Origin of the sequence: Achromobacter dolens, assembly GCF_902859745.1 — a bacterium.
Taxonomy (GTDB): Bacteria; Pseudomonadota; Gammaproteobacteria; order Burkholderiales; family Burkholderiaceae_B; genus Achromobacter; species Achromobacter dolens.
Genome location: NZ_CADIJW010000013.1, coordinates 74,715 through 100,880, shown reverse-complemented (window position 1 = coordinate 100,880; position 26,166 = coordinate 74,715). Strand labels below are relative to the sequence as shown.

The 26,166-nt window shown below is 65.0% G+C and carries 28 protein-coding genes; 15 read left to right on the top strand and 13 right to left on the bottom strand.

Annotated elements, in window-relative coordinates; translation table 11 throughout:
- Positions 1-197 precede the first annotated feature (197 nt).
- From HV783_RS12605 to HV783_RS12590, 4 genes are all read left to right on the top strand, one after another.
- Positions 198-1,082 carry an FxLYD domain-containing protein gene (locus HV783_RS12605; RefSeq protein WP_054501152.1) on the top strand — a complete coding sequence of 295 codons (885 nt, stop codon included), beginning with the start codon at positions 198-200 and terminating at the stop codon, positions 1,080-1,082.
- Positions 1,072-1,971 carry an FxLYD domain-containing protein gene (locus HV783_RS12600; RefSeq protein WP_175142504.1) on the top strand — a complete coding sequence of 300 codons (900 nt, stop codon included), beginning with the start codon at positions 1,072-1,074 and terminating at the stop codon, positions 1,969-1,971. The genes HV783_RS12605 and HV783_RS12600 overlap by 11 nt, the downstream gene beginning before the upstream one ends.
- Positions 1,972-2,315: 344 nt before the next feature.
- Entirely contained in the window at positions 2,316-4,907 is a 2,592-nt protein-coding gene (gene acnB / locus HV783_RS12595; protein WP_026383801.1) for a bifunctional aconitate hydratase 2/2-methylisocitrate dehydratase, read from the top strand.
- 226 nt (positions 4,908-5,133) lie between these two features.
- The gene (locus HV783_RS12590) at positions 5,134-5,733 is read left to right on the top strand and encodes a transglycosylase SLT domain-containing protein (protein ID WP_054501150.1); all 600 of its coding nucleotides are present in this window, start codon (positions 5,134-5,136) and stop codon (positions 5,731-5,733) included.
- A 53-nt stretch (positions 5,734-5,786) separates the two neighbouring features.
- Here HV783_RS12590 and HV783_RS12585 read toward each other — a convergent pair whose 3' ends face one another.
- The gene (locus tag HV783_RS12585) at positions 5,787-6,446 is read right to left on the bottom strand and encodes a thiopurine S-methyltransferase (protein ID WP_175167556.1); all 660 of its coding nucleotides are present in this window, start codon (positions 6,444-6,446) and stop codon (positions 5,787-5,789) included.
- A 346-nt stretch (positions 6,447-6,792) separates the two neighbouring features.
- On the opposite strand from HV783_RS12585, the gene HV783_RS12580 reads away from it, so the two are divergent.
- The 3 genes from HV783_RS12580 (at position 6,793) to HV783_RS12570 (ending at position 9,164) form a co-directional block, all read left to right on the top strand.
- Complete coding sequence (locus HV783_RS12580; protein ID WP_054501148.1) at positions 6,793-7,338, top strand: fasciclin domain-containing protein; 546 nt, start codon at positions 6,793-6,795, stop codon at positions 7,336-7,338.
- A gap of 176 nt (positions 7,339-7,514) precedes the next feature.
- The gene (locus tag HV783_RS12575; RefSeq protein ID WP_240806428.1) at positions 7,515-8,279 is read left to right on the top strand and encodes a tetratricopeptide repeat protein; all 765 of its coding nucleotides are present in this window, start codon (positions 7,515-7,517) and stop codon (positions 8,277-8,279) included.
- Between the two features lie 69 nt (positions 8,280-8,348).
- Positions 8,349-9,164, top strand: coding sequence for a hypothetical protein (locus HV783_RS12570; RefSeq protein ID WP_175189253.1), 816 nt, complete (start codon positions 8,349-8,351; stop codon positions 9,162-9,164).
- Between the two features lie 22 nt (positions 9,165-9,186).
- Here HV783_RS12570 and HV783_RS12565 read toward each other — a convergent pair whose 3' ends face one another.
- The 3 genes from HV783_RS12565 to HV783_RS12555 form a co-directional block, all read right to left on the bottom strand.
- Complete coding sequence (locus tag HV783_RS12565; RefSeq protein WP_054501147.1) at positions 9,187-9,945, bottom strand: YoaK family protein; 759 nt, start codon at positions 9,943-9,945, stop codon at positions 9,187-9,189.
- A gap of 9 nt (positions 9,946-9,954) precedes the next feature.
- Positions 9,955-10,344: a lysozyme inhibitor LprI family protein gene (locus HV783_RS12560; protein ID WP_175189252.1), complete on the bottom strand. Its 390-nt coding sequence runs from the start codon at positions 10,342-10,344 to the stop codon at positions 9,955-9,957.
- Between the two features lie 137 nt (positions 10,345-10,481).
- Positions 10,482-11,528, bottom strand: coding sequence for an aldo/keto reductase (locus HV783_RS12555; protein WP_054501243.1), 1,047 nt, complete (start codon positions 11,526-11,528; stop codon positions 10,482-10,484).
- Between the two features lie 314 nt (positions 11,529-11,842).
- Here HV783_RS12555 and HV783_RS12550 point away from each other — a divergent pair, with 314 nt between their 5' ends.
- The 4 genes from HV783_RS12550 to HV783_RS12535 all read left to right on the top strand — a co-directional run bounded on the left by HV783_RS12550 (position 11,843) and on the right by HV783_RS12535 (position 14,872).
- The gene (locus tag HV783_RS12550) at positions 11,843-12,778 is read left to right on the top strand and encodes an AraC family transcriptional regulator (RefSeq protein ID WP_064524084.1); all 936 of its coding nucleotides are present in this window, start codon (positions 11,843-11,845) and stop codon (positions 12,776-12,778) included.
- A 138-nt stretch (positions 12,779-12,916) separates the two neighbouring features.
- Positions 12,917-13,480 (top strand): DUF3455 domain-containing protein, encoded by a 564-nt coding sequence (locus HV783_RS12545; protein WP_054501144.1) that lies wholly within the window; start codon positions 12,917-12,919, stop codon positions 13,478-13,480.
- 97 nt (positions 13,481-13,577) lie between these two features.
- Complete coding sequence (locus HV783_RS12540; RefSeq protein ID WP_054501143.1) at positions 13,578-14,147, top strand: sigma-70 family RNA polymerase sigma factor; 570 nt, start codon at positions 13,578-13,580, stop codon at positions 14,145-14,147.
- Entirely contained in the window at positions 14,144-14,872 is a 729-nt protein-coding gene (locus HV783_RS12535; protein ID WP_155755494.1) for an anti-sigma factor, read from the top strand. Before HV783_RS12540 ends, HV783_RS12535 begins: the two co-directional genes overlap by 4 nt.
- A gap of 11 nt (positions 14,873-14,883) precedes the next feature.
- On the opposite strand, the gene HV783_RS12530 is transcribed toward HV783_RS12535, so the two are convergent.
- Complete coding sequence (locus tag HV783_RS12530; RefSeq protein ID WP_054501141.1) at positions 14,884-16,029, bottom strand: sterol desaturase family protein; 1,146 nt, start codon at positions 16,027-16,029, stop codon at positions 14,884-14,886.
- Between the two features lie 271 nt (positions 16,030-16,300).
- On the opposite strand from HV783_RS12530, the gene HV783_RS12525 reads away from it, so the two are divergent.
- The 3 genes from HV783_RS12525 (at position 16,301) to HV783_RS12515 (ending at position 17,708) form a co-directional block, all read left to right on the top strand.
- The gene (locus HV783_RS12525) at positions 16,301-16,525 is read left to right on the top strand and encodes an HP1242/YdcH family protein (RefSeq protein ID WP_049075356.1); all 225 of its coding nucleotides are present in this window, start codon (positions 16,301-16,303) and stop codon (positions 16,523-16,525) included.
- A 207-nt stretch (positions 16,526-16,732) separates the two neighbouring features.
- On the top strand, positions 16,733-16,984 hold the full coding sequence (locus tag HV783_RS12520) for a hypothetical protein (RefSeq protein WP_054501140.1): 252 nt from the start codon (positions 16,733-16,735) through the stop codon (positions 16,982-16,984).
- A gap of 121 nt (positions 16,985-17,105) precedes the next feature.
- Entirely contained in the window at positions 17,106-17,708 is a 603-nt protein-coding gene (locus tag HV783_RS12515; protein ID WP_175189251.1) for a LysE/ArgO family amino acid transporter, read from the top strand.
- Here the strand turns inward: HV783_RS12515 and HV783_RS12510 are convergent.
- The gene (locus HV783_RS12510; RefSeq protein WP_054501242.1) at positions 17,689-18,150 is read right to left on the bottom strand and encodes a carboxymuconolactone decarboxylase family protein; all 462 of its coding nucleotides are present in this window, start codon (positions 18,148-18,150) and stop codon (positions 17,689-17,691) included. The genes HV783_RS12515 and HV783_RS12510 overlap by 20 nt on opposite strands.
- Before the next feature lie 115 nt (positions 18,151-18,265).
- Positions 18,266-19,804 carry a glycine betaine/L-proline transporter ProP gene (proP, locus tag HV783_RS12505; protein WP_175189250.1) on the bottom strand — a complete coding sequence of 513 codons (1,539 nt, stop codon included), beginning with the start codon at positions 19,802-19,804 and terminating at the stop codon, positions 18,266-18,268.
- 519 nt (positions 19,805-20,323) lie between these two features.
- Between proP and HV783_RS12500 the strand changes: the two genes are divergently transcribed.
- Entirely contained in the window at positions 20,324-21,814 is a 1,491-nt protein-coding gene (locus HV783_RS12500) for a tyrosine-type recombinase/integrase (protein ID WP_175189249.1), read from the top strand.
- Between the two features lie 51 nt (positions 21,815-21,865).
- Here the strand turns inward: HV783_RS12500 and HV783_RS12495 are convergent, their stop codons facing one another.
- The 6 genes from HV783_RS12495 to HV783_RS12470 all read right to left on the bottom strand — a co-directional run bounded on the left by HV783_RS12495 (position 21,866) and on the right by HV783_RS12470 (position 26,139).
- Positions 21,866-22,405 carry a JAB domain-containing protein gene (locus HV783_RS12495; RefSeq protein WP_175189248.1) on the bottom strand — a complete coding sequence of 180 codons (540 nt, stop codon included), beginning with the start codon at positions 22,403-22,405 and terminating at the stop codon, positions 21,866-21,868.
- Between the two features lie 50 nt (positions 22,406-22,455).
- Positions 22,456-22,875 carry a JAB domain-containing protein gene (locus HV783_RS12490; protein WP_175189247.1) on the bottom strand — a complete coding sequence of 140 codons (420 nt, stop codon included), beginning with the start codon at positions 22,873-22,875 and terminating at the stop codon, positions 22,456-22,458.
- A 120-nt stretch (positions 22,876-22,995) separates the two neighbouring features.
- Positions 22,996-23,460 carry a hypothetical protein gene (locus tag HV783_RS12485; protein ID WP_175189246.1) on the bottom strand — a complete coding sequence of 155 codons (465 nt, stop codon included), beginning with the start codon at positions 23,458-23,460 and terminating at the stop codon, positions 22,996-22,998.
- Between the two features lie 406 nt (positions 23,461-23,866).
- Complete coding sequence (locus HV783_RS12480) at positions 23,867-24,067, bottom strand: hypothetical protein (RefSeq protein ID WP_175189245.1); 201 nt, start codon at positions 24,065-24,067, stop codon at positions 23,867-23,869.
- Between the two features lie 270 nt (positions 24,068-24,337).
- Positions 24,338-24,877: a carboxymuconolactone decarboxylase family protein gene (locus HV783_RS12475; RefSeq protein ID WP_175189244.1), complete on the bottom strand. Its 540-nt coding sequence runs from the start codon at positions 24,875-24,877 to the stop codon at positions 24,338-24,340.
- A gap of 68 nt (positions 24,878-24,945) precedes the next feature.
- Entirely contained in the window at positions 24,946-26,139 is a 1,194-nt protein-coding gene (locus HV783_RS12470; RefSeq protein ID WP_175189243.1) for an MFS transporter, read from the bottom strand.
- Positions 26,140-26,166 lie beyond the last annotated feature (27 nt).

Below are 26,166 nucleotides of genomic sequence, written 5' to 3'. Positions count from 1 at the left end.
AGGCGTTCGACGGCGGCGATCATAGCACCGGGCTCGGGAGGGGCCGGGGCTTTCGTCTACATTTTGTAATAATCAGATGCGCTCATGCACCCCGGCGCCCGCGCCCGGCCGCTATCCTTGCCGCCCAGTATGCCCGCCGCGCCCGGCCAGGCAGCGCCATCCCGGCGCCCCACCCGAAAGCGGCACCGTCCCCTCGCATGACGCCCAAACAGACCACGATCAACACGGTGACGCTGACCTGCTCGACCTGCGGCAGCGCGCAGTTCACCAAGCTGGACACCAACGAGTACCAGTGCAGCCATTGCCACGCCGTCACGCTGGTCGAGGACAACGTCGCCCAGCGCCTGGAGAAGATTCTGCGCGGCATGCAGCAGCCGGCTCCCGCCGCCAAGCTGCAGCCGGGCGCGGTCGTCGCAATCGTCCTGGTGGTGCTTGCCGCCATCCTGGTGCCGATCACCGCCTCGCTGTTCACGAGTGGCTCCTCGACGCGCTCGCCTTCGCGCCCCGCGCCTCCTCCCATCGACGCGGCATTGGTCAAGCTGACCGACGTGCAGGAAGTGCGTTCGCGCGGCCGCAGCCAACTGGTGATGCTGATGCGCAACGAGACCGGCAAGAAGATCGATGCGCCGCGGGTCACCGCCACCTTCTACCAGGGCGAACTGACACTGTCGTCCAGCTCGGGCTCGCCGATGGCTCGCACGCTGCTGCCGGGCGAATACACGCCGGTGACGATTTCGCTGCCCGACACCGCCTACAGCCGCTACGTCCTGAAGCCGGCCACGCCGTCGCTGGCGCACAGCGCCGCCCGCGACGTGGCCGCGGACAAGGTGCAACTGGTGCGCAACGACGGCGCCTACCGGCTGGTCGGCCTGCTGCGCAACAAGGGCGCGGTCGCTGCCAGCAGCACGCAGGTCACGGTGATGCTGTACGGCGAGGATGGCAAGCTGATCGGCACGGGCAACGGTTACGGCTCGGCCAGTCCGCTCGCCCCCGGCGCGCTGACCTCGTTCGACGTGCGCTGCGACATGCTGGCCGAAGGCAAGGTCGGATCCTACGATTACATGGTGCAAAGTGAAGGCTGACCGTTCTCCCGCGCGGCCCCTGTCGCGGCCCGCCCGGGCCGGCCTGGTGCTGATCATCCTCGCCGCCGGCGGTTATGCCCTGGCCAAATACAACGGCCTGCTGCCCTGGGACGCGCCCAAATCCGCCCAGGCCGCGCCGGCGCCTGCCGCCTCGGAGCCGGTTCCCGCAGGCCCCGCCAGCCGCATCGTGCGTGTCAGCCCCGCCAACCCGCGCATCATCGACGACGTGCGATTGACCACGGCCGAACTGCTCGATCCTGACTTCGCCCTCTTTGATCCGGCGGCGCTGACCTTGTCGCCGCCGCGCCGCCTGCTCGACGAGATCGAACGCCCGCTGCTGCTGGCCGAGGTGGTCAACCGCAGCGACAAGTACGTAGCGTTGTCGCCGGGTATGGAGATCTCGGTGTTCGACGGATCGCGCCCCCTGCGTCTGCGCCAGGAATGGTCGCTGCCGGCCATGCTCTATCCCGGCGAGCGCATTCCGGTACTGTTGAACGGCGAGAATTTCGAGCGCTATTCCGAGGTCAAGACCCACTGGAAGCCGGCCAAGCGCGCGGCCCTGCCTGGCTCGCGCCCGGCGCTGGACATCAGCGTCGAGAACACCGAGGCCGGCATCGGCACCGGCACCCTGAACTTCACCTATCGCTATCGCTACAAGTACGTCACGGTGCATGGCCGGGTGCGCAACAACGACAGCGCCGAAATCGACAACGTCAAGGTCTGGCTCAGCCTCTACGACGCCCAGGACAAGCTGACCGGCGCGCGCTATTCGGAGCTGCGGCTGCCCAAGCTCAAGCCGGGTGAAAGCGCCCCGTTCCAGTTGGACGTCAAGCAGTACGGCGCCAACTTCGCCCGGGTGGGCGTGGTGTACGACGCCAAGGCCAACTGATCGCGCGCCCGGCGGTCCGCCCGACCGCCCGCCAGACCCTCCTCATTTATCAGCACGGGCTTGCGCCACCCGAGCGCAAGCGCAAGCACAGACTTGGGGCTGGCAGTCGCGCTCGCGGCTGCCGCCGCCGCAGTCTCGCTTCGGCGTGCCCATCCCTGAATCGCCCCCGTTTTCTGCCGTGATGGGCCGCCCCGCTCCTCGCCGCCCGCACCCGGCGTGGCCCGCAGGCAACGGCTATCGACCCAAGTCTTATATAAGATATAAGACATTTGCTTGCGCCCCCCTCTTCCCTCTACAATTCCGGCGACAACCCTTCTTCCAACCCGACTTTGAGCAGGCCTCACATGCTGGATACTTACCGCCAACACGTTGCCGAACGCGCGGCCCTGGGGATTCCCCCGCTGCCCCTGACGGCAAAACAAACCGCTGAACTGATCGAACTGCTGAAGAACCCGCCCGCGGGCGAAGAGCAGAACCTGGTCGATCTGCTGACCCACCGTGTTCCGGCCGGCGTGGACGATGCCGCCAAGGTCAAGGCCTCGTATCTGGCCGCCGTGGCCCTGGGCACCGAAGCTTGTGCCCTGATCAGCCGCGCCAAGGCGACCGAACTGCTCGGCACCATGCTGGGCGGCTACAACATTGGCCCGCTGGTCCAACTGCTCGACGACAAGGAAATCGGCACGATCGCCGCCGACGCCCTGAAAAAGACCCTGCTGATGTTCGACGCCTTCCACGACGTGAAGGAAAAGGCCGACAAGGGCAACGCCAACGCCAAGGCCGTGATGCAGAGCTGGGCCGACGCCGAATGGTTCACCAGCCGCCCCGAACTGCCCGAAAGCCTGACCATCACGGTCTTCAAGGTGCCCGGCGAAACCAACACCGACGACCTGTCGCCGGCCCCGGACGCCACCACCCGCCCCGACATCCCGATGCACGCCCTGGCGATGCTCAAGAACAAGCGCGACGGCGCCGCCTTCCAACCGGAAGAAGACGGCAAGCGCGGTCCCGTGAAGTTCATCGAGTCGCTCAAGGAAAAGGGTCACCTGGTCGCCTACGTCGGCGACGTCGTCGGCACCGGCTCCTCGCGCAAGTCGGCCACCAACTCGGTGCTGTGGTTCACCGGCGAAGACATCCCCTTCGTCCCGAACAAGCGTTTCGGCGGCGTGTGCCTGGGCAACAAGATTGCCCCGATCTTCTACAACACCATGGAAGACGCCGGCGCCCTGCCGATCGAACTCGACGTTTCCAAGATGGAAATGGGCGACGTGGTCGAACTGCGCCCCTATGAAGGCAAGGCCATCAAGAATGGCGAAGTCATCGCCGAATTCGAAGTGAAGTCCGACGTGCTGTTCGACGAAGTGCGCGCCGGCGGCCGCATTCCGCTAATCATCGGCCGCGGCCTGACCGCCAAGGCGCGCGAAGCGCTGGGCCTGGCGCCGTCGACGCTGTTCCGCCTGCCCAAGGACCCGGCCGACACCGGCAAGGGCTTCTCGCTGGCCCAGAAGATGGTCGGCCGCGCCTGCGGCCTGCCGGAAGGCCGCGGCATCCGCCCGGGCACCTACTGCGAACCGAAGATGACCTCGGTCGGCAGCCAGGACACCACCGGCCCCATGACCCGCGACGAACTCAAGGACCTGGCCTGCCTGGGCTTCTCGGCCGACCTGGTGATGCAGTCGTTCTGCCACACCGCGGCCTACCCCAAGCCCGTGGACGTCAAGACGCACCACACGCTGCCCGAGTTCATCAGCACCCGCGGCGGCGTCTCGCTGCGTCCGGGCGACGGCGTGATCCACTCGTGGCTGAACCGCATGCTGCTGCCCGACACCGTCGGCACCGGCGGCGACTCGCACACCCGCTTCCCCATCGGCATCTCGTTCCCGGCCGGCTCGGGCCTGGTCGCCTTCGCCGCCGCCACCGGCGTGATGCCGCTGGACATGCCGGAATCGGTGCTGGTCCGCTTCAAGGGCAAGCTGCAGCCCGGCGTCACCCTGCGTGACCTGGTCAACGCGATCCCGCTGTACGCCATCAAGCAGGGCCTGCTGACGGTCGCCAAGCAAGGCAAGAAGAACATCTTCTCCGGCCGCATCCTCGAAATCGAAGGCCTGCCCGACCTGAAGGTCGAACAAGCCTTCGAACTGTCGGACGCCTCGGCCGAACGTTCGGCCGCCGGCTGCTCGGTGCGCCTGAACAAGGAACCGATCATCGAGTACATCAACAGCAACATCGTGATGCTCAAGTGGATGATCGCCAACGGCTACGAAGACGAGCGCACGCTGGGCCGCCGCATCAAGGCAATGGAAGCCTGGCTGGCCAATCCTCAACTGCTGGAGCCGGACGCCGACGCCGAGTACGCCGCCGTCATTGAAATCGACCTGGCCGACGTGCACGAGCCCATCGTGGCCTGCCCGAACGACCCGGACGACGTCAAGACGCTGTCGGAAGTCGCCGGCGCCAAGATCGACGAAGTGTTCATCGGTAGCTGCATGACCAACATCGGCCACTTCCGCGCGGCGTCCAAGCTGCTCGAGGGCAAGCGCGACATCCCCGTCAAGCTGTGGGTGGCCCCGCCCACCAAGATGGATGCCACGCAACTGACCGAGGAAGGCCACTACGGCGTGTTCGGCACCGCCGGCGCCCGCACCGAAATGCCGGGCTGCTCGCTGTGCATGGGCAACCAGGCCCAGGTCCGCGAAGGCGCGACGGTGATGTCCACCAGCACCCGCAACTTCCCGAACCGCCTGGGCAAGAACACCAACGTGTACCTGGGTTCGGCCGAACTGGCCGCGATCTGCTCGAAGCTGGGCCGCATCCCGACCAAGGACGAGTACATGGCCGACATGGGCGTCATCAACAAGAGCGGCGACCAGATCTACCAGTACCTGAACTTCGACAAGATCGCCGACTACAAGGACGTGGCGGACGTGATCGAGGTGTAAACCTCGCCACGTAGGCTCGCCTGCGACACGGCCCCGGAGCGATCCGGGGCCGTTTTCATTTGTGGCGCCATGGCGGCAAGCCGCCAGCGCGCCCGGGCGTGACCGGCGCGACGCCGGGGAAAAATCGGGGGCGGAACTTTTCCATCGATACGTTTTCATACAATCACCGCAAATCGTGACATGCAAAACGTAACCGCCGCCCGCCGGCACCAGGAGAAGACCGCCCATGACACGGCTCTTGCTGCCGCTGCCGCTGCTGGCCGCGCTTGCCGGCTGCGCCACCGCCCCGCCCTCGAACCCGGAAAACATCTGCGCCATCTTCCGCGAAAAGCCGGACTGGCACGATGCCGCGCTCAAGGTGCAAAAAAAATGGGGCGCCCCGGTGCCAGTGCCGATGGCGATGATGTACCAGGAGTCCAGCTTCAAGCAGGACGCGGTGCCGCCGCGCTATTACTTCCTGGGCATCATCCCGTGGGGCCGCGTCAGCTCCGCCTACGGCTACGCGCAGGCCAAGGACGAGACCTGGGCCGACTACAAGAAGGACGCCGGCGGCTGGGGCTCCAGCCGCGACAACTTCGCCGACGCACTGGATTTCATGGGCTGGTACATGAACAAGACCCAGCGCCTGAACGGCATCTCCAAGTCCGACGCCTACGGCCAGTACCTGAACTACCATGAGGGCTGGACCGGCTACCGCAACCGCAGCTATGACCGCAAGGCGTGGCTCAAGACGGTGTCAAAGAAGGTGCAGGCGCGCGCCGACAAATTCGCCAGCCAGTACAAGAGCTGCGAAAAGGACCTGACCCGCGGCGGCTGGTTCTTCTGAACCGGTGTCCCGGAAGCGGCCCCGGCGGGATCGACGCGCGGCCCGCCCCCGTCTCAGCCCTGCGCGCCCAGCCGGTAGACGACCGTGTCGAGCCGGCTCACGCCGCGCTCCGCGAACTTGGGCTCCTTGGACAGGATATCGCGCCGGTCGATGATGACCGCCGGCGAGACGCCGCTGAACAACGTCCGCATCTCGGCATCCACCACCGCGAACGGCGGTCCGTCCATCTCTTCCTGCGGATAGTCCAGCGTGATCAGCAGACCACGATAGCGGGGCGACAGTTGCCCGTAGACGTGGCGCACGTACTCGCCGCGCATCTGCGCCGGCAGGGCGACCAGGGCCGCGCGGTCATACGCGCCGACGCAGTGCGACAGCAGCGGCGAGTCCAGCTTGAAGATGTCGCCGCAGATGATCTCGATGTTGCCGGCCACGTAGTGCCTGCCATAAACGCTTTCCTGGAGCACCGGCTTGAGCTCGTTCTCGACGAAGAACTGCTCGACCGCCAGTTGCGACAGTTCCACGCCCAGCACCTGGAAGCCTTGCGCCGCCAGCCAGACCATGTCGAGGGATTTGCCGCACAGCGGCACCAGCACCTTGCCGCCCGCGGGCACCGAGAGTGTCGGCCAGTATTTCTGCAGCAGCGGCGTCACTCGTGTTTGATGAAAATGCGTGCGCCCGTCGCGCCAGCGTTCCAACCAGAATTCCGCGTCCATGTTTGTTCTTGTCCTCCGGAAAATAGCGAATCGCGTGATTCGCGGGGAAGCCGCGCGCCGGTGCGCGGCCTGCTGATCACGCCTTCCGATACTACTCGTGCGCTGCCGGACCAACGTTGCGAACAAGCGCCCGAAAGGCATGCATACCGGCGTCGGGCTGCGTCAACGCCACCGCCTGACTCGGCTGGGTCCATTGTAGTGATGCGGCCGCCATGGGCCCCGGGCGGCGCGGCATACCCGAGGCGTCGACGACTGCCTCTCAGGGTTTATCCCAGCGCGCAGGCTGCATCCAACCGCCGCCCCGTCCCGTATCTGCTAGCGACGGCCAACCAAAAAGGAGATCGTCATGAAATTGCTAGCTTCGATTGCCATCGCCAGCTCCGCCTTGACCCTGGCGCCCACCTATGCGGCCGACGTGATGGTCGGGGGCCAACCGATGATGCCCGCCAAGACCATCGTCGCAAACGCGGTCAACTCCGCCGACCACACCACCCTGGTGGCCGCGGTCAAGGCCGCCGGCCTGGTGGACACGCTGCAGGGCAAGGGTCCGTTCACGGTGTTCGCCCCCACCAATGCCGCCTTCGCCAAGCTGCCGGCGGGCACGGTCGACACCCTGGTCAAGCCCGAGAACAAGGCCACCCTGACCAAGATCCTGACGTACCACGTCGTGCCGGGCAAGCTGGACTTCGATGCGCTGGCGGCCAAGGCCAGGAAAGGCGGGGTCACCGAGCTGGCCACCGCCAGCGGCGGCAAATTGTGGGTGATGATGAATGGCAAGCACAACCTCATCGTCAAGGACGAGAAAGGCGGCGTCGCCAACATCAGCACCTACGACGTCTACCAGTCCAATGGCGTGATCCACGTGATCGACAGCGTGCTGATGCCCAAGTAGTTCCAGCCGCTGCGCGTGCCGCCCGTGCACCTGGAGGCCTGGAACGGCCCGGCGCCGGCGAGCTCTTTCCATCTAAGGGCCGCCGGCGCGGTTTCGGGATATCGTAGGGGCTCCAGCCCCTGCGTCCCCCCCTCATGACCGCAACGCTATCCCGCCTTGTTCGAGTGATGTTCGGCTTGCGCGCCCCCACTGCCGGCGCCGCGCCCGGTCAGCGCCAACACGCAGGGCTCTCCGGCACCCTGTCCCGCGGCCTGCTTGCCGTTCTGCTGCTGACGGGCCCCGCCGCAAGCGCGCAAGCGCAGGCGCCGCTGGAGTTCGACAACGCCTACAAGGCCGAGTTGGCCACTGAAAGCGCGGCCCTGCGCGCCCGCATCCAGCAATGGCCGGCGCCGCTGCGGGAGATGAACCAGCAGATATCCGCCGCGCTGCGCGCCAACGATCCGGCGCAGGCGCAGCGCATCGCCGAGGCCCTGTCGCAACGCGATCCCGGCAATGCCGACGTCAAGAACTTCCTGGGCAAGCTGCAATCCGTCAACGGCCAGCCGGCGGCGGCCGCCAAGCTGTTCGACGAAGCGATCGCGCTGAATCCGGACAATCCCTGGTTCTATGTGAACAAGGCCGGCATCCAGGCCGAACAGCGGGACCTGCCCAATGCGCTGGCCACGGCGCGCGCCCTGACCCAGCGCTATCCGCAATGGAGCATCGGCTGGAACCTGGAAGCCGCCCTGCTGGACGGCCTGGAGCGCCCCCAGGAGGCCCTCAAGGCCTATGAACGGGCGGCGGCGGCAACGCCGCCCAGCGCCCAGATCCTGACCAACCACGGCATGCTGCTGCGTCGGCTCGGGCGCCAGGCCGAGGCCCGCGCCAGCTACGAGGCGGCACTGCGACTGCAGCCCGGCTACTCCCGAGCGCAGGCCGAACTGGCATCGTTACCGCGATAGCGGCGTTCTTTCCTATGCTTGTCGCCCGGCTCTGCCCCGACAAGGAAATCCACCAGAGGAGCCCCCCCCATGCCCCGCATGCCGTCCGAACCGATTCTGCCGCCCGACATGCAAGCGCCTCTCGCATCGCCGCCCCGGCGGGCGTTGGCGCTGGGCCTGACGGCCCTGGCCTGCGCGCCGCTGTGCCTTGCGGCGGCCGCCAACGCCACGGCGCCGACGGACCGGAACGCCATCATCCGCCAGGTCTTCCAGACGGACCTGGCGGGCATTCGCTATGGCAAGGACCACGCCAAATTGATGGGCGGGCTGGGAGTGATCTGGATTCCGGTGGAGTCCGGCGCGCCGGGCATCGAGTTCGAACATCCGCTGGGCGGCAGGGACACCGTTGCGGCGGCGATGACGTTGCTGGGCACGTCAGACAGGCCGCTGGCGACGCGACGACTGGCCGAGACATGCCGGTTGGTGCCGACCTACGTGCGCGACATCGCACGCCTGGCGCCCGGCCGCTACGCCCTGCCGGCGCCGCGGCGCGAGGCGTTCGATTTTCCCGACAGCGGGGTGGATGCGCAGGGGGTTTTCCAGCTTCGCCCCGAACACCTGACCCTGCTGCGCGCGGCGAACTGGCGCGAGGCCGGCAAGGGCGAGTTGGAAGCCGTGCTGCGCGAAGGCGACGCCTTCTGGCCGATGCCCTTCATCGACGGCAAGCGCCCGTATGGCGACAGCAGCCACTACCAGATCGACATGGCGCAACTGCTAGGCAAACCCTATCCAGTGGGCGCCAATGGCCGTGCCATCACCGATCCCGCCACGGATTCCCGCCTGGAAAAACTGCACTGGCAGACGGCGGCGGCGTTGCAGGTCGTGCTGGCGCACGCCAAGACCTGAACCGCGCGCCGAAGCGGGCGCACTAAGGACGCGCGAAGAAATGGCGGATGTCGTCGGCCACCGGCACCGCCGCCAGCACCATCAGGAACAGCGCCAGCGGCACGGTCGAACCGAAGCCGTAGTGGAAAAAGGAATAGGCGCCCGTCACGCCGCCGGCGAAAAACAGCGTGACCATCGTGCTCAGCACGATCAGCTTGCCGCGGTCTGCCCGCACCGGGGCCGCGCCGGCCCTGTCCTCGTGCGCCAGGTTCCAGTAGAACAGCTTGCCCAGTTCGATGCCGATGTCGGTGACCATGCCGGTCACGTGGGTCGTGCGGATCTCGGACTTGGACACCTTGGTGATCATCGCGTTCTGCAGGCCCATGATGTAGCACAGCAGCATCACGGTGCCGGGCACGTAGAACCAGCGCAGGTTCTCGAGGTTCGCCCCCAGCAGGCCGAAGGCCAGCAGCAATACCGCCTCGACCATCAGCGGCAGGGCGAACTCGCTGGCCAGGTGCGTGCGCCGGCCGAAATTGATCAGCGAGGCCGAGGTGGCCGCCCCCGCCACGAACGACAGCAGCGCGGCCAGCCCCTGCACCACCACGGCCAGGCCGCCCAGCACCATGTGGTCGGCGATCATCGAGACAATGCCCGACATGTGCGAGGTGTACTGCTGCACGGCCAGGAAACCGCCCGCGTTGACGGCCCCCGCGATGAAAGTCAGGAAATACGCCAGCCGCCGGTTGGCCTGCGGCGTGCGGCTGACCGCGGTGAGCTGGCGCAGGAAGGGAATGGTCATGGCGGCGCGCTAGTGTACGGCGAAACAGGTGCCGTCCATGGAGCCGCCCGAGCCACAGTTGGGCGTAGAGTCACCGCTTTTGCCGCCCGGCGGCCGCGCCTCCTGGGCGACCAGGCCCGCGCCGTTGCGGCGCAGCACCAGCGTCCAGCCGGGCGCATCCTTTTCTTGGACCACCAGGGTAGCGCCGCGCGCCTCGGCCTTGCCCGACATATCGCACAGCCAGCGGGCGTTGTAGGGCTCCGCCGCCAAGGCCAGCGTTGGATCGCCGCAAATGGCTTTCTCGGCGCCGCTCTTGGCGCGGGCGCTATCGAAAGAGGGCCGGGCCGCCGCGGAGGCGGCGCCAACGCCTGCAACCAGCATGACGACCGCCAGGCCGGCGGCGCGCGCATAGCGCTTCATAGCGGGAACTCCCGGAAAAAGGGCAGCGCGGCCGGCGAACGGGCCGCGCCCGGTTCCTGGATTCTACCCGCCTCATCGCCCTGGCCGGCGGGGTTTGCCGCCACCGCCGTCCATTCCCGGTCCAAGTCCCTGCCCGCTCACGCGGCGTCGGACTCGCTCAACTGCTTGCGGCGAAACTCGCCCTGGCGCGTGAACATCCAGCCCGGGTACTCGGGCGGCAGGGCGCTGACCTGGTCCAACGCCGCCAGCTCTTCGGCCGTCAGGCGGATATCCGTGGCCGCCAGGTTGTCGTCAAGCTGATCGACGCGCTTGGCGCCGATGATGACGCTGGTGACCGCCTTCTGGTGCAGCAGCCAGGCCAATGCCACCTGCGCCACGGAGACGCCGCGCGCGTCGGCCACCTGGCGCAAGGCGTCAATGCTGTCGAAGGCGCGCTCGCGGTTGACCGGCGGAAAGTCGAATTGGGCGCGACGATCACCCGCGGCGGCCTGGCCATCGCGGCTGTACTTGCCGCTGAGCAGGCCGCCCGCCAGCGGGCTCCACACCATCAGGCCTACGCCCTCGCTTTGCAGCATGGGCACGAGCTCGCGCTCCAGGTCGCGCCCGGCGATGGTGTAGTAGGCCTGCAGCGATTCGAAGCGGGCCAGGCCCAGCCGCTCGGCGATGCCCAGCGCCTTCATGATCTGCCAGGCCGCCCAATTGGACACGCCGACGTAGCGCACGTGGCCATGCTGCACCAGGTTGTCGAGCGCGCGAACGGTTTCCTCGATCGGCGTGGCCGGATCGAAGCCGTGGATCTGGTAGAGGTCGATATGGTCCAGTTGCAGGCGCGCCAGGCTCTTCTTGACGCCCTCCATGATGTGGACCCGCGAATTGCCCCGGGCGTTGACGCCGGCGCCGGTCTGGCCGAACACCTTGGTGGCGATGACGACGTCGTCGCGCGCCACCTTGAGGTCGCGCAGCGCCTGGCCAGTGATGACCTCGGAACGGCCCTCCGAATACACGTCCGCCGTGTCGATGAAGTTGACGCCCGCTTCAAGCGCGCGTCCCACCAGGCGGTTGGCGTCTTCCTGCTGCAAGGCGCCGATCTTGCTCCACAGCTCGCCTTCGCCACCGAAGGTCATTGTGCCCAGGCACAGTTCCGAGACGAACAGGCCGGTGCTACCGAATTTCTTGTACCGCATCATTGCACTCCTTCCTGGGCGCGGCGCGGCGGCCGTCCCGGGATGGACGGCGCCGGCATGGCCGGGGTGAAAACAGTATGCGTCGCCAGCGCCGGGGGATGGATGCTCGATCCTGCCCTTTTTTTGCCCGATTCTCTGGCCATCGCACCCGACAGTGGGAGACGCGCCCGATCCTCCGCATTTTTTGCCTATTTCTCCGCACCCCCTCCGGCATGCCCCCGAACGTGTGCTGACTGGGTCTACACTGGACATCGCCTGATTCTCCAGCGGCCCGCGCCACGCGCGCGCAAGGCCGCCTTGCCCGGAGCCCGTCCATGCCTCCCGCCGACCACACCCCCAACCCCGTCTTCGAGCCCGCCCGGCACGAACTGCTGTGCCTGCTGGAACGCATGACCGGCACGCAGGAAGGATCCATCGACACCCCCGTCGAGGGCCTGTACCTGCATCGCCTGTCACAGCCGACCGGCCCCAAGCCCGGCCTGCAGAAGGCCGCGCTGGCGGTCATCGCCCAAGGCTCCAAGCGGCTGCTGATCGGCGAGGAGACCTACGAGTACGATCCCTTCCACTACCTGATCTCGTCGGTCGACCTGCCGGTGGTGGCCAAGGTGTCCGTGGCCAGCCCGACCCTGCCCTACCTGGGCCTGCGGCTGGACCTGAACCCGGAGGAGATCACCGAGCTGATCAGCGACGAGAACCTGCCGCCGTTGGTGCCGGCCGAATCTTCGCGCGCGCTGTGCATCAACCCGCTGGGCGGCACGCTGCTGGACGTGATGCTGCGCCTGCTGCGGCTGCTGGACACGCCGCGCGATATCCCGATCCTGGCGCCCATGATCAAGCGTGAGCTGCTGTACCGCCTGCTGATGAACGGCCAGGGCGTGGTGCTGCGCCAGACCGTGCTGCAGGACAGCCAGCTCAACCGCGTCGCCAAGGCCATCCGCATCCTGCGCGACAACTACGCCCAGCCGCTGCGGGTCGAGGAAATCGCCCGCGACGTCCACATGAGCGTATCGTCGCTGCACCATCACTTCAAACAGGCCACGGCCATGAGCCCGCTGCAATACCAGAAGCACCTGCGGTTGCAGGAGGCGCGGCGGCTGATGCTGACCGACGATGCAGGCGTGGCGCTGGCGGCCCATGCCGTGGGCTACGAAAGCTCGTCGCAGTTCAGCCGCGAATACAGCCGCCTGTTCGGCACCCCGCCCCTGCGCGACAAGCGACGCTGGAAGGACGAGGCGCTGGCAACTGCCTGATCCTCCGACGCGCGGCCGCCGCCATTGCGGCGCCAGTTCGCCCTGCATCCAAATCCGTCTCTCGCGTGTAGTACCTGCAACGGCGCGCATTCCGTGTGTCGTTGCAGACAGATCCCCTCTACCCGCAGGAGACCGCTCATGAATACTCGCTTCCCCCTCCGCCGCCCTGGCGCCGGCCTGTTCGCCACCGCCATGCTGGCCGCGTGCGGCACGCTTGGCGCCTTCCAGGCCATGGCGTACTCGCAAGACGCGCTGCCCGCCGACGTCCGCGTGCCCGGCGGCCACAAAGTGGCCTGGGAAACCGTGGGCAAGGGTGAAATCACCTACGAGTGCCGCGCCAAGGCCGACGCGAAAGACCAGGCTGAATGGGTCTTCGCCGGTCCCAAGGCCGTCCTGAACGACCGCCAGGGCAAGCAGGTCGGCACGTACTACGGGCCTCCCGCCACCTGGGAAGCGGCGGACGGCTCCAAGCTGACCGGCACCCAGGTCGCCGTGGCGCCGGCCGGGGCGGGCAACCTGCCCTATCAATTGGTCAAGGCCAATCCCGCCATGGGCGCGGGCGCCTTGACGGGCGTGGCCTATATCCAGCGCACGGCGCTCAAGGGCGGCGTGGCGCCACAGACGCCGTGCACGACCGCGACCCTGGGCCAGCGCAGCCAGGTCGCCTACCAGGCCGACTACATTTTCTGGAAGGCGGACTGACACGGCGGGGCTTGGCGGGCGGGCGGACTCCGGTAATATGCTGTCACCCGCCCGGGCCCGGCCCGGGTCCGCACCCACCGTCGCCAGGCCCGCGCACATGCCGCAACGCCCCGCCCCGGATTTCGATTACGAAGCGGCTCTCAAGGAGTGCGCGGCGGGCCGCCGCGCGGCGCTCGAGGCGCTGTATCGGCAAGAAGGGCCACGCCTGCTGGGCGTGGCCCAGCGCATCCTGCGCGACCGCGCCCGCGCCGAAGACATCGTGCACGACGCCTTCGTCAATATCTGGAAGCAGGCCGGCGGCTTCGACGCCACGCGGGGCTCGGCGCGCGGCTGGCTCTACCGCATCGCCCGCAACCTCGCCCTGAACGCCGTGCGCGACAGCCGCCACGAAACCGGCATGGACGAAGACACCGCCGCGGCCCTGGATATCCGTGACTCGATGCAGGCCTGGCACGACACCCGCGACGCTTTCGAATGGCGTGACAGCGCCGGCCGCATCGGCCCGTGCCTCGAACAACTGGAGCCGGTGCGTCGCAACTGCCTGCTGCACGCTTACGTCGAGGGCCTGTCGCAAAGCGAGATCGCGCAACGTATCGGCGCCCCCCTGGGCACCGTCAAAGCCTGGATCAAGCGCAGCCTCAAAGCGCTGAAGGAATGTCTGGCATGAGCGCGCTGCCGACGACCCCGGAAGGCCTGGACGAACTGGCCGGCGAATACGTGCTGGGCATCTTGCCCGGCGCCCGCCGGCGCGAAGTCGAGGCCCGCCTGGAGCACGACGCCGCGCTGCGCGCCGCCGTCGACCGCTGGGAAGCGCGACTGCTGCCGCTGGCCGATCTGGCCACCCCGATCGACCCGTCGCCCGGCCTCTGGCCGCGCATCGCGGCCACGCTGGACGCGGGCCAGGCCGCGCCCGCGCCCAAGCCCCGGCAAACGCGCGCCACGCTCTGGGATAGCCTGCCGTTCTGGCGCGGCGCGGCCGCTTGCGGCCTGGCCGCGGCGCTGACCCTGGCGGTCGCCCTGTCGCTGCGTCCGGTGTCGACGCCCGCGGCCACGCAATACATGGTGGTGCTGGTGGCGCCGCAGTCGCAGGCGCCCGGTTGGGTGATACAGGCCCAGGCAGGAAGCCACGACGTGCAGCTCGTCCCGATTGCCGCGGTACAGGTGCCGCCGGACCGCGCCCTGGAATTCTGGACCAAGGCCGACGGCTGGTCCGCTCCGGTGTCCCTGGGCCTGGTCAAGCCCGGCGAACCGGTGCGCATCCCGCTGGATGCCTTGCCGCCGCTGGAGCCCAATCAGTTGTTCGAACTGACGCTGGAGCCCGCCACCGGGTCTCCCATCGGCAGGCCTACCGGACCGATCCAGTTCATCGGCCGCGCGGTCAAGATGATGTAGCGCCGGACGGCCTACTTCTTGCGGAAGGGGTAGGCCTGCTGCGCCAGGAACGTGCCGGGCATGTCGTTATCGAGAATGCCGTAGTTTTCCGGCAGGCGCTTGCCCGTGCCGCGCACCGCCGTGCCGAACAGGTAGTCGATGAACGACAGGTGCGCAGCATAGTTCTTGTCGATCGCCTCGGTGTCGGACGAGTGATGCCAGTGGTGGAAGTCCGGCGTCACGATGATATAGCGCAGCCAGCCCCATGGCAGCTTGACGTTGGAATGGATCAGCACCGCCTGGAAGCCGACGATGATGATGTAGGCATCCAGCACCGGCTTGGAAAAGCCCAGCGCGAACAGCACGCCCAGCACCGCCACCCGCGTGATCAGCAGTTCGACGATGTGCAGGCGCGAGCCGGCCAGCCAGTCGAGCGTGCGGGTGCTGTGGTGCACCGCGTGGATGCGCCACAGGAAGGGCACCTCGTGATACGCCCGATGCGCGGCGTACTGCACCAGGTCCGCCACCAGCACCGCCACGAACAACTCCACCAGGTAAGGCAGCGACTGGATCGCCTGCTGCAGCGGTTCGTACGCGGCCCACGAGAACAAGCGGTGCACGAAGAAGTTGATGCACAGCAGCACCGCGCCCACCGACAGGTGGTTGAAGAGGAAGTGCTTCATGTCCACCTGCCATTCGCCGCGGAACACCGGCTGGCCCGGGTATAGCGGAAACAGCTTTTCGAAGATGATGAAAACGGTGCTGGAGGCCAGCAGGTCGAGGATGAACCAGTCCAGCCCCAGGTAGGGATGATGGCCGGTGTTGGAAGTCGTCACTACCACCTGGCTGCCGCCGGCGGCGACCGCGCCGCACACCAGCACGAACGCGGCGATGTTGAGCCAGCGCTGGCGGCCGAACACGATGTTGGTCAGGGCGATGGTGCCGGACGCCAGCAAGGCGGCGAACAGCAACGTGCGCATCGCGTCGACGGTGTAGAAAGTACGCAGTTCGGGCGTCGTCAGATACGCCGGAAAGTGAAATGCCAGTACGCCGAGCACCGACAGGATCGCGAGGAATAGCGCAATCACGCCGGTGATCATTCCGGTGCCCGGATGAATACGGCCCTCCTGCTGGAACAACGCCAGGACTCGGCGATAGATGGGCGCGCGCTGATTCATGTCACTTTTATGGCAGACCACGGGGAAGCGAGTGTATCCCCGGCCCGAAACGGTCCATGTAAATAAACGTGAAAAGATAAGACCAAGCAACTCCCCCGCGGCGCTCCTCTTGACGCGCCTTTTGCGTGGCATCAAGTCCGCCCTGCGGCGCGCCACCTGGCGGGTTGACTTTGGCAGGCCATTGGGCTGTCATGGAATCGACAGCTCATTTACGGGCCGGCCCGCCGGCCCCGCGCAGCCCCCCCTTAACCGGATCACGCAAGAGGCCGTCATGTTCCCTGAGTACCGCCAACTGATTACCCGCCTGAAAGCCGAAAACGGACATTTCTCCGCCCTGTTCCAGCGTCACAACGACCTGGACCAGGAAATCAAGAATATGGAGGCGGGCATCGTGCCGGCCTCGGACACCAGCGTCGAAGTCCTGAAAAAGGAAAAACTGCTGCTCAAGGACAAGCTGTACAGCCTGCTGCGCGCGGCGGACCAGAACGCCGGCTAGGCGGGTTTCACGCACTCGCCTGACAACAGGCGCCCTCTCCGGGGCGCCTTTTTGTTGCCCGCTTTCCGCACAGGCGCCTATCTTTCGGTCCGAGTTTCGATCACCAGTCCGCGGAAGTCTCCTTTTCAACGCACTTGCTGACAATAAGCTGAATAAATAAAATCCCGGGATACGGTCGCCTGCCGACCGCGTGAACAGGATGCAAAGGTGCAAGACAGAGATTTCAAGGCCGGCGAGGCCGTCTCGCCGGTGACAGGCTGGGCCATGATGCCGTTGGTGGAACACGATTCGTTGCTGCTGCGGCTGGACTTCCTGGCCGCCCCGTCGCCCGCGGCGGCCACGCGCAGCGAACGAGGGCGCGTCTATGCCGTGACGTCCGAGCAACTGCAGTTGCTGCTCGATTCGCTGCAGGCGCAGTTGGCCAAGCTGCAACCCGGCCAAGACGGTCCGCGCCATTGATGCGGGGCGGCGCCATGACGCCGCCGGAAAATATTCAGCATTTCTAAAGATGGATTAGGATCTTTAGATTCTCTAATTAAGCTGCAACCGCTAGTCTGTCGCCCTTGCTTCAGGGTACGACATGACCAGCGCCTTTTTCCCCGGTTTTTTCCTCAGCCTCAGCCTGATCCTCGCGATCGGCGCGCAGAATGCCTTCGTGCTGCGGCAAGGCCTGCGCCAGGAACACGTCTTTGCCGTCTGCATGACGTGCGCGTTGTCGGATGCCGTTTTGATCGCCGCGGGGGTTGCCGGATTCGGCCTGGCGTCAAACGCCCTGCCCTGGCTGGAGCCGGTGCTGCGCTACGGCGGCGCGCTGTTCCTGCTGATTTACGCGGCGCGCAGTTTCCGCTCGGCGTTGCGCAACCACGGCGGCCTGACGCCGTCCTCGCGCCAGGCCGCCGGGCTGGGCGCCACGCTGGCGACCTGCCTGGCCTTGACCTGGCTCAATCCGCACGTCTACCTGGACACCGTGGTCCTGCTCGGCTCAATCTCCAGCCAGTACGAGGGCCGCAAGGTCGCCTTCGCGCTCGGCGCCATGGCGGCCTCGTTCGTCTTCTTCTTCACGCTGGGCTTCGGCGCCCGGCTGCTACGGCCGGTGTTCGCCAGTCAGGCCGCCTGGCGGGTGCTGGACGCACTGGTCGGGCTGGTCATGCTGGCAATCGCGGTCAAGCTGCTCCGGCCCTGACGGCGGCCGGCATATTGCGGAACGTGACGCCCAAGCGGTTGAAGGCGTTCATCAGCCCGATCGCGTAGGTCAGGTCCGCCAGTTCCTTGTCGCTGAACTCGGCCGCGGCGGCGGCATAATCGGCATCCGGCACGCCCGTTTCGGCCACCCGCGTCACGCACTCGGCCCAGGCGAGCGCGGCCTGCTCGCGGGCGCTGAACAACGCGCCGCCTTCGCGCCACACCGGCACCAGCACCAGCTTGTCCACCGTCACGCCCTGCTTGAGCAGGTCGCGTGAATGCATGTCGATACAGTAGGCGCAACCGTTGATCTGCGAAACCCGCAAGTACACGAGATTGACTAGCGCCTCCGGCAGGCCGCACTGGCGCAGGTAGGCGTGAACGGCGCCAAAAGCCTTGTAGCCTTCGGGCGCGGCGCGGGCATAGTCGATGCGCTGACTCATGATGAAAGAGTCCTGATAGATGGCTGTCGAAGACTCCATGTTGCGCCGGCGCGGTTTATTCCGGAAGGGCCAAGAAGCGGGTTCCGGATTGGGCCATGTGCGCCTGCCACGCGGGTCATTCGATGTGCGGATGCCGATCCGCCAGGCGCTGCCGCTTCTGCTTCAACGCTTCCAGTTTCTCTTCCAGGTCGGCGATCTCGGCATCCATGTCCTGCACGCTCTGTTCGATGTGATCGTAGGCCTGTTGCAGCAGCGCCTTCACCTCGCCCTTGTTCGCGGCGTTCGGCGTGTCCCCGCGCAAAGGCCGGTTGGCCGTCTCGGGCATGAATACGGCCGTGATCAGGCCCACGACCGCGGCCGCCATCAGGTAATACGCCGGCATCATGAGATTGTCGGTTTCCTCGACGATCCAGGCGGCGGCGGTCGGCGTCAGGCCGGCGATGATGATGGCCACGTTGAATGAGGCCGCCAGCGCGCTGTAGCGGATGCGGGTGGGAAACAGCGCCGGCAGGGTGGCGGCCATCACGCCGATCATGCAGTTCAGCACGATCGCGATCAACAGCAGGCCAAGGAAGATAAGTCCGATATTGTCGCTACCCAGGAGCATGAAGGCCGGAATGGCCACCACCATCAACCCCAGGCAGCCGGTGATGAAGAACGGTTTGCGGCCGATCTTGTCGCTGACGAAGCCCACGCCCGGCTGCACGAACAGCATGCCGACCATCACAACGACCACGATCAACACGCCGTGCTGCTCCGGATAGTGCAGGCTGCCCGACAGATAGGTCGGCATGTAGGTCAGCAGCATGTAATAGGTGATGTTGGTCGTCAGCACCATGCCGATGCAGACCAGGAGTGCCTTGCGGTATTTGGCGAAGATCTCGCGCACCGAGACCTTCGGCCGTTCCTGCACCGCATCACGGTCGTCCTGCTCCATTTTCTCGAGCTGTTGCGTGAAGGCCGGCGTTTCTTCGGCGGCGTGGCGCAGATACAGGCCCAGCAGGCCCAGCGGACCGGCGATGAAGAACGGCGCGCGCCAGCCCCAGTCCAGGAAGGCTTGTTCGGACATCGCGGTCTGCAGCAGCAGCACCAGGCCGGCCCCCAACACGAAACCGGCAATCGATCCGAAGTCGAGCCAGCTTCCCAGGAATCCTCGTTGACGATCGGGCGCATACTCGGCGACGAAAATCGCGGCGCCGGTGTATTCCCCGCCCACCGAGAAACCCTGCGCCAACTTGCACAGCAGCAACAGCAACGGGGCCCAGAGACCAATGGAGTCATAGGACGGAATCAAGCCGATGCAGAATGTGCTGATGGCCATGATGATGATCGTCAGCGACAGGACCTTCTGCCGTCCGAACTTGTCTCCCATCACCCCGAAGAACACCCCGCCCAGCGGCCGCACCAGAAAGGGCACCGAGAACGTGCCCAGCGCCGCGATGGTCTGCACGGCCGGCGAGGCGTCGGGGAAGAACACCTTGCCCAGCGCGAAGGCGACAAAGCCATAGACGCCGAAATCGAACCACTCCATCGCATTGCCCAGCGCCGCGGCCGTCACCGCCTTTTTCAGCTTGGTGTTATCGATGACGGTGACATCGCCGCTGCGCCAGGGGCGCACGGTTTCCTGCGAAGAAGAGGACGTGGATTCGGCCATGGCAACACCGCGAATTCAATGTGACCCTGAAATTCTACCGACGCCTGACCGTTAGCCACCCGTCAAAATGTGACTTGTGCATCCAGGTTTGAAGATGGGTCGGCACGCCAGGCTGACGCGGGCCATTCGCGGCGCCGCGATGCCGGATCATCCCCACCATGAGATGGCGCAAAAAAACCCTCTCATGCGACACATGAGAGGGCATTTTTGCCGTGGATCCTCCGCCGGCCCACCCGTTGCATGGGGGGAAAAATGCGCGGACGGCTGGCATCACTTGAATATGGTCGGGGCGGCGGGATTCGAACTCGCGACCCTCTGCTCCCAAATTAGAAACGCGCGAACGTCGGCGAACGTCAGCGAACGAATAACCAACTGATTCATAAGGCTTTATACAAATTTCCTTGTTCGTCGACGTTCGCTAATGTACGCTGACAGCCGCAAAAATGTTGTCCCATATGTTGTCCCATATGTTGTCCCATATGGCGCATGAGGCAGAAGAACGGAGAGATTTGAGGAAATATGACGAGATACCCAAAACGCGGAAAAGGTGCGCGGTGGACCGTCAAAGAACTGGAAGCGGTACCGGCGGAATGGGTCGGTGATCACCTGGCCGATGGGGACGGCCTGACGGGGGAAATCCGCATTCAGCGCGGCACGATGGCCGTGGTGTGGCGATACGCCTATCGCATGGGCGACAAGGTAAAGAGATTCTACTGCGGCTCATGGCCGGAGCGCACACTCGACGAGATCCGCTCCGCCAGGAACAAAGCGCGGGCGGACATTAAGGCGGGCCGCAATCCGTCAGCCGTCCGCGACTTGGAGAAAGCCCAGGCGCGGGAGGCTATGGCAGCTGAATCTGCCGCTGTAACCGCCGCTGAAGAAGAGGCCACGACCGACGCCCTTTCGTTCCAAGAGATGTATAAAAGCTGGCTGGAATCGGGAGTGAAGCGAGCAGATGGCAACACCGAAGTGAAGCGCATCGTTGAAAAGGACGTGCTTCCCTTGATCGGTGATACTCCCGTGCGATCAATTCGCGAGAAGGATATTGAGCGAGTGATCCGCTCGATTGTCGGCCGCGGTTGCAATCGGCTTGCCGAGGTGACCTTCCAAATACTGGGCCAGATGTTCCATTGGGCAGAAAAGCGCCAACCATGGCGAAAGCTGCTTTCGGAAGGAAATCCGGTTGAGCTGGTTGAGCTCGGGGTGCTCCTGGCGGACGATTACGACCCGGATAACGCGCGCGAACGCGTTCTCCCGCCTATTGAGATTGTCGAGCTCCAGACTCGATACCGCGAGTTGGAGGACCAGTATCTCGCTTCGGATGACAAGCGAAAGAGGAAGCCTCCATCCAAGGCGTTGCAGGCAGTTTCCTGGATCTGTTTGAGCACGCTATGCCGGATAGGGGAATTGCACCTAACCGAAATTACGCATCTCGATCTCCGAGAAGGTACGTGGTTCATTCCCAAGGCGAACGTCAAGGGCAGAAAATCACAGAAGCGCGACCACCTGGTCTTTCTGTCACCCTTCGCAATCAAGCATTTCGAGACCCTTGTCAGCCTGGCAGGATCATCCCGCTGGCTCCTACCTTCGCGCGACAATGATGACGCGGGGGTAGACCAACCGATGTACAAGCAGGCCTTTACTAAGCAAATCAAAGATCGGCAAGCCATGTTCAACGGAAAGCCCAAAGCACGCCGCGCTTCGGACAACTCCCTGGTGCTCGGCAAAGGCCAAAACGGTAATTGGACGCCTCATGATTTACGGCGAACGGGGTCGACCATCATGGAATCACTGGGAATCGATCCAAACATCATCGACCGCTGCCAAAATCACGTCATTCACACGGGCAAGAACCGTGTCAGGCGGCACTACCAGCTCTACGACTACGCCGACGAGAAGCAAGCAGCATGGGCGAAGCTCGGCGACTATTTGGAAAGACTGCTGTCGGGGGCCGTGGCGCCAGCCGAGCTTCAAAAGCGGCTAACCGCCAAGCAACTACTCGCGGCGTAAAAAAAGCCGAAGACCGTTCGGTCTTCGGCTGTTGGACGCAGGCGGGCAAGCCTAGATCAAGCCCTTCTGGGCCATAGAATGGCCGCTACCTGCCGCCACGATCACGTGGTCGACCAATGTCACATTGACCAGAGCCACGGCTTCCTTCAACCGCCGCGTAGCCTCAACGTCCGCCCTGCTTGGCTGCGACAAACCCGAGGGATGGTTGTGGGCAATCAAGATGGAATGCGCGTTGTGCCGAATAGCCGCCTTGACGACCTCGCGTGGATACACGCTCGTCTCAGACAGCGTGCCTCTGAACATTTCCTCGAAGGCGATCATCCTCAACTGCGCATCAAGGAACATAACGCCGAATATTTCGACGTCCGACAGCGCCAGCCGCGTCACTATATAGTCGATAGCAGCGGATGGCTTGGCCACTGGCAGGCGGCTACCCAGCGCCCCCTCCAATTGCTGCGCAGCTGCACGTAGCAGCTCTTCCGGGGTTGCGGCTCGATAGAGGCCGCCCGCCTCGCGCACAACCGGTGCGCCTTGCGCAACCTCCGGCACCTGCCTTTCTCCTGCCCACGCACTACTGAAACTTAGTTGCATTGCTCTCTCCAAAAGCGAGGGTTGCCTATCAACCCATTGCCCTTCGGTCGTCAACAATCCTCGGTGTCAGATCGAGCTTGCGTACCGACATTCATTTGCCCCATGTGCATTGTCCAAAGGGCATTTCGCATTGACATCGCCGACGACGTCCAGAAGCGAATTCGCTTGCGGGCTAGCACGACTACCGCCACCGGTGCCGATGTCGAAGTTCGATCGGCTTGGGAGTAGGAAATCTCACTTAACCTGGAATTTTCCGAAAAAGCTCTTCTGGGCAATCGCGGATGATCGAGCGTGCCGTGGAACGGCTCGCAGTAGTCGAGCGGTTCCATCTGCGAGTTGAGGCAGAGCATCGCGAAAGCCTCGGTGTCTCGGTCCGCGAGCTGGGCCCAGATGTATTGGCGTGCGGCCGCAGGTGACATGTGCCGGCCGGCCTGGACGGAGCGCGCCGCGGCCTCGCGCGCAGTGGCCATGGCCGCGCACCGCCAGGAGGAACCGCCGTCGGCGGGTCCGGGCGCAGGGCGCGGCCCGGGCCACTTTCGCACGCGAAAGTCTCGAATGGGTGATGGCCACCAGCAAAAGAGTGCTGGCGATCAGAAGACAAGGCGGCGGACGTCGATGGTGGTGACGTTGGGGCCAAAGGCACGGGTGACGGCGTTTTGTACGAGAGTCTGCAACAGCGTCCGGCGCCAGGTTTCGATCGGGAAGCCGGCCGCTGGCGGCGTGGTGTTGATCGACTGGTCGAGGCTCATCGCAAACGCGAACTGGTTCGCGTTGTGGATCGGCTCCCAGGTGTGCAGGTCCGATCGCAGGCCGTATTTGACGCCGGCGCCGGCCAGCGTGTCTTCATCGAACAACACCTCCAGCTTGTACGGGCTGAGATCAGCCAGGTGATTCAATTTGGCGACGTCGAAATGATTGTGCAGCAGGCGCGCGACGCAGTGGTTCAGGTCGATGTCCGAAAGCAGCGTGATCTGGACGGTATCGTTCTTCTGCGTCGGGACTGCGATGGAATGGACGTGCAGCGGGGTCAGCAGGGCGACGTCGGCGACGGGCATATACAAGCTCCAGCGTAGTGAGAAACGAACGAGTCTACCCTCGATCCGCAGCGGTCGGGCATGACCGTTAGAAGTCAGGTGGTTGGATCTGTGGCTGGTGGCAGGTTGCGGCCAGGCAAGTGTCGACGTTCAGCGCGCTTGGGAATGACATTACCGTCAAATCAATGAATTACGAGAAATGCGCCTTTGACTTTGGTTCCATCGCGTCACTCAAGTTGGGATTTTGCTGTGGACGCGTCACTTAACTTGGGATTTTGATCAACCTTGGGAATGAAGGCCGGTTTCGGCCAGGAGCCGCCGTTCGCGGACGGTATAGCAAAGCATCGCGCTCTCGCGGCCCCGCGCGGCCGGATTTGCGGCACCCACCCGGACAGTGAAACCTGCCTTACGCAGCAGCGCGTCGCCTTCAAATCGCATAAATGCCGTTGTCTTGCCCCGACGCCTGCTCGAACGCTCGCGCCGTCTCGTCGGGTATTTCCATGCCGATCACGTCGTATTTCCACCCTCGCCTCGGCGGCCATGGCACATCGATCAATGCGAGCTGCCGCTTTTTATAGCCACCTTTGGGGGTTTGCCACTGCAGCAGCCAATCGTCGGTGATGGTCATATCGGCACTCCTCGAAAGTGAGCGCACAGGTTCTTATGGTGCTTCTTCTCTGGGCACATGAGGCCCGCTCCTGATATGGATTCTCCGTCGGGTCTGTGGGCGCGTCAACAGCCCGCTTGCCATGCCTGGACGCGAGGCTGTTTGAAAGGCAGCCTGAAGCCGGGGTGCCTGCCAGATAAAGAACTGCCGATTGGCCGCTTCGGGTCGGGAACGATCATCGACCCGCCCCGACCGCCCCTCCTTACTGCTCCCCTTCCCCCGTCACTCCCATTACTTCAGTTCTGGAAATTCCACCACGGTGTCATTCGCACGATTGAACACGTTCGTAAACGTGATGACGGCGATGGCCAATGCGATATCCACGACGGCCTCGTCCGGATAACCCGCCGCGCGCAAGGCCATGAATTGCTCGGCGTCGAGGGTGCCTCGGCCTTCTTGAAGGTGCCGGACAAATTGGATCAGCGCATCGCGCTTTGCATCGCCGGTCGGCTGCAGCGCCCTGATGGCGCGCACGGTGTCCACGGGCAGGCCGGATGCCTTGCCCGCCAAGCTGTGTGCAGCGACGCAGTAGTCACAACCGGCAATCGCGCTCACCACCAACTTGATGGTTTCGCGGTCCTGCGCGGACAGGACGCCTTGCGCCAGCACCGCGTCGGCGGACAGCATCGCCTTAAGTGCGGGCGTATTCAAGGCGCCAATGGCCGCATAGGCGTTGGGGACCATGCCCACCGCTTTGCGGATAGCGGCGAAAACGTCGGCGGTTTCGCCGGAGGCGCTAGCGGCGGCGGGCGTGTTGATACGGGAAGTCATTTTCTTGGTTCCTTTCAAAGTGGTGTTGCTGAAAACCGGCAGCCGTGAACCCGCCGATACAGAGAAATTCAAGTTCTACGCGCAATGGCGGCGTTCAGGCCCAAGGCGATCAGTTCCGCCATGGCCGCCACGACGCCAATTGCCCAAATGGCGCCAGCGCCCAACACGGTGGCACCCAGGGCGCTGCCGATTGAAAATCCGAAATACATCGTCGAGGTGTTAAGCGCTAGCGCAACGGGCGCTTGCGAGGGGACGCCCGCGCCGATAAGCCGTGCCATCTGCGCGGGAAAGAATGACCACACCGTGAAGCCCCACACAGCCACGGCGCTCATGACCAGACCCAACGAAACTCCCGGTGGCAGCACCGTTGCAACGGCCAAAGCCAGGAACGACAACGCCAACAGCACGAGTGACCCGCGCACCACCGTGCCAGCCCCGAAGCGATCGTTGAGAACCCCACCGGTCATGACCCCCGCCGCTGCACAAAGCCCCCAGAGCGAGACAGATGCTGTGATCTCCAATGGACCGAAGGCCAACACGGCGCTCAGATACTCGGCGATATACGGGTAGGCAGCAAAGGCACCGATTGACCAGAACAGGCTGACCGCCAGCAAGCGCAACACGGAACGCTGCGCCACCACCGAGACACGTTCGCGCAAACTGGCCACCGCGATGCCCTGCCCCGCGTCACGGTCGATGCCAGTGAAAATGCCTGCAATGGCCACCAGGCTCATCGCGCCGACCAGCATAAAGGTTGCCCGCCAGCCGAAGGCGTGGCCGATCAGTCCGCCAAGCGGCAGGCCCAGTGCGATGGCCAATGTCTGCCCCCCGCTGACAATGGCAAGCGCACGCCCACGCATCGTGGGTGGGACGATGACGCCGGCCAGGCCATTGGCGGCGGGCACATATAGCCCCGCCGCAATGGCCATCAGCACGCGCGCGGCGATCAGCACCGTGAACGACGAAGACAGCGCGGCCACAACGTTGCCAATGGCGAACAGGGCCATCGCGATCAGCAGCACCTGCTTGCGGGCCATGCGGCCGGTCACCACAGTGGTCACCGGCGACGACAATGCCAGCACCAGCGTGAACACGATCACCAACAGCGCGATGGTGGGCACGGGCAGCGCAAAGTCCTTTGCCATGACCGGCAGCAAGGGCGCGATCATGAAGCCTTCTGTGCCAATGGCGAACGTTCCCAAGGCCAGGAATCCCGCGGGCAGCAACACCGTGCGCGAATCGTCGGCAAGCGTTCCGGTCATGACTCAACTCTCCAAAAAATGCAGTCT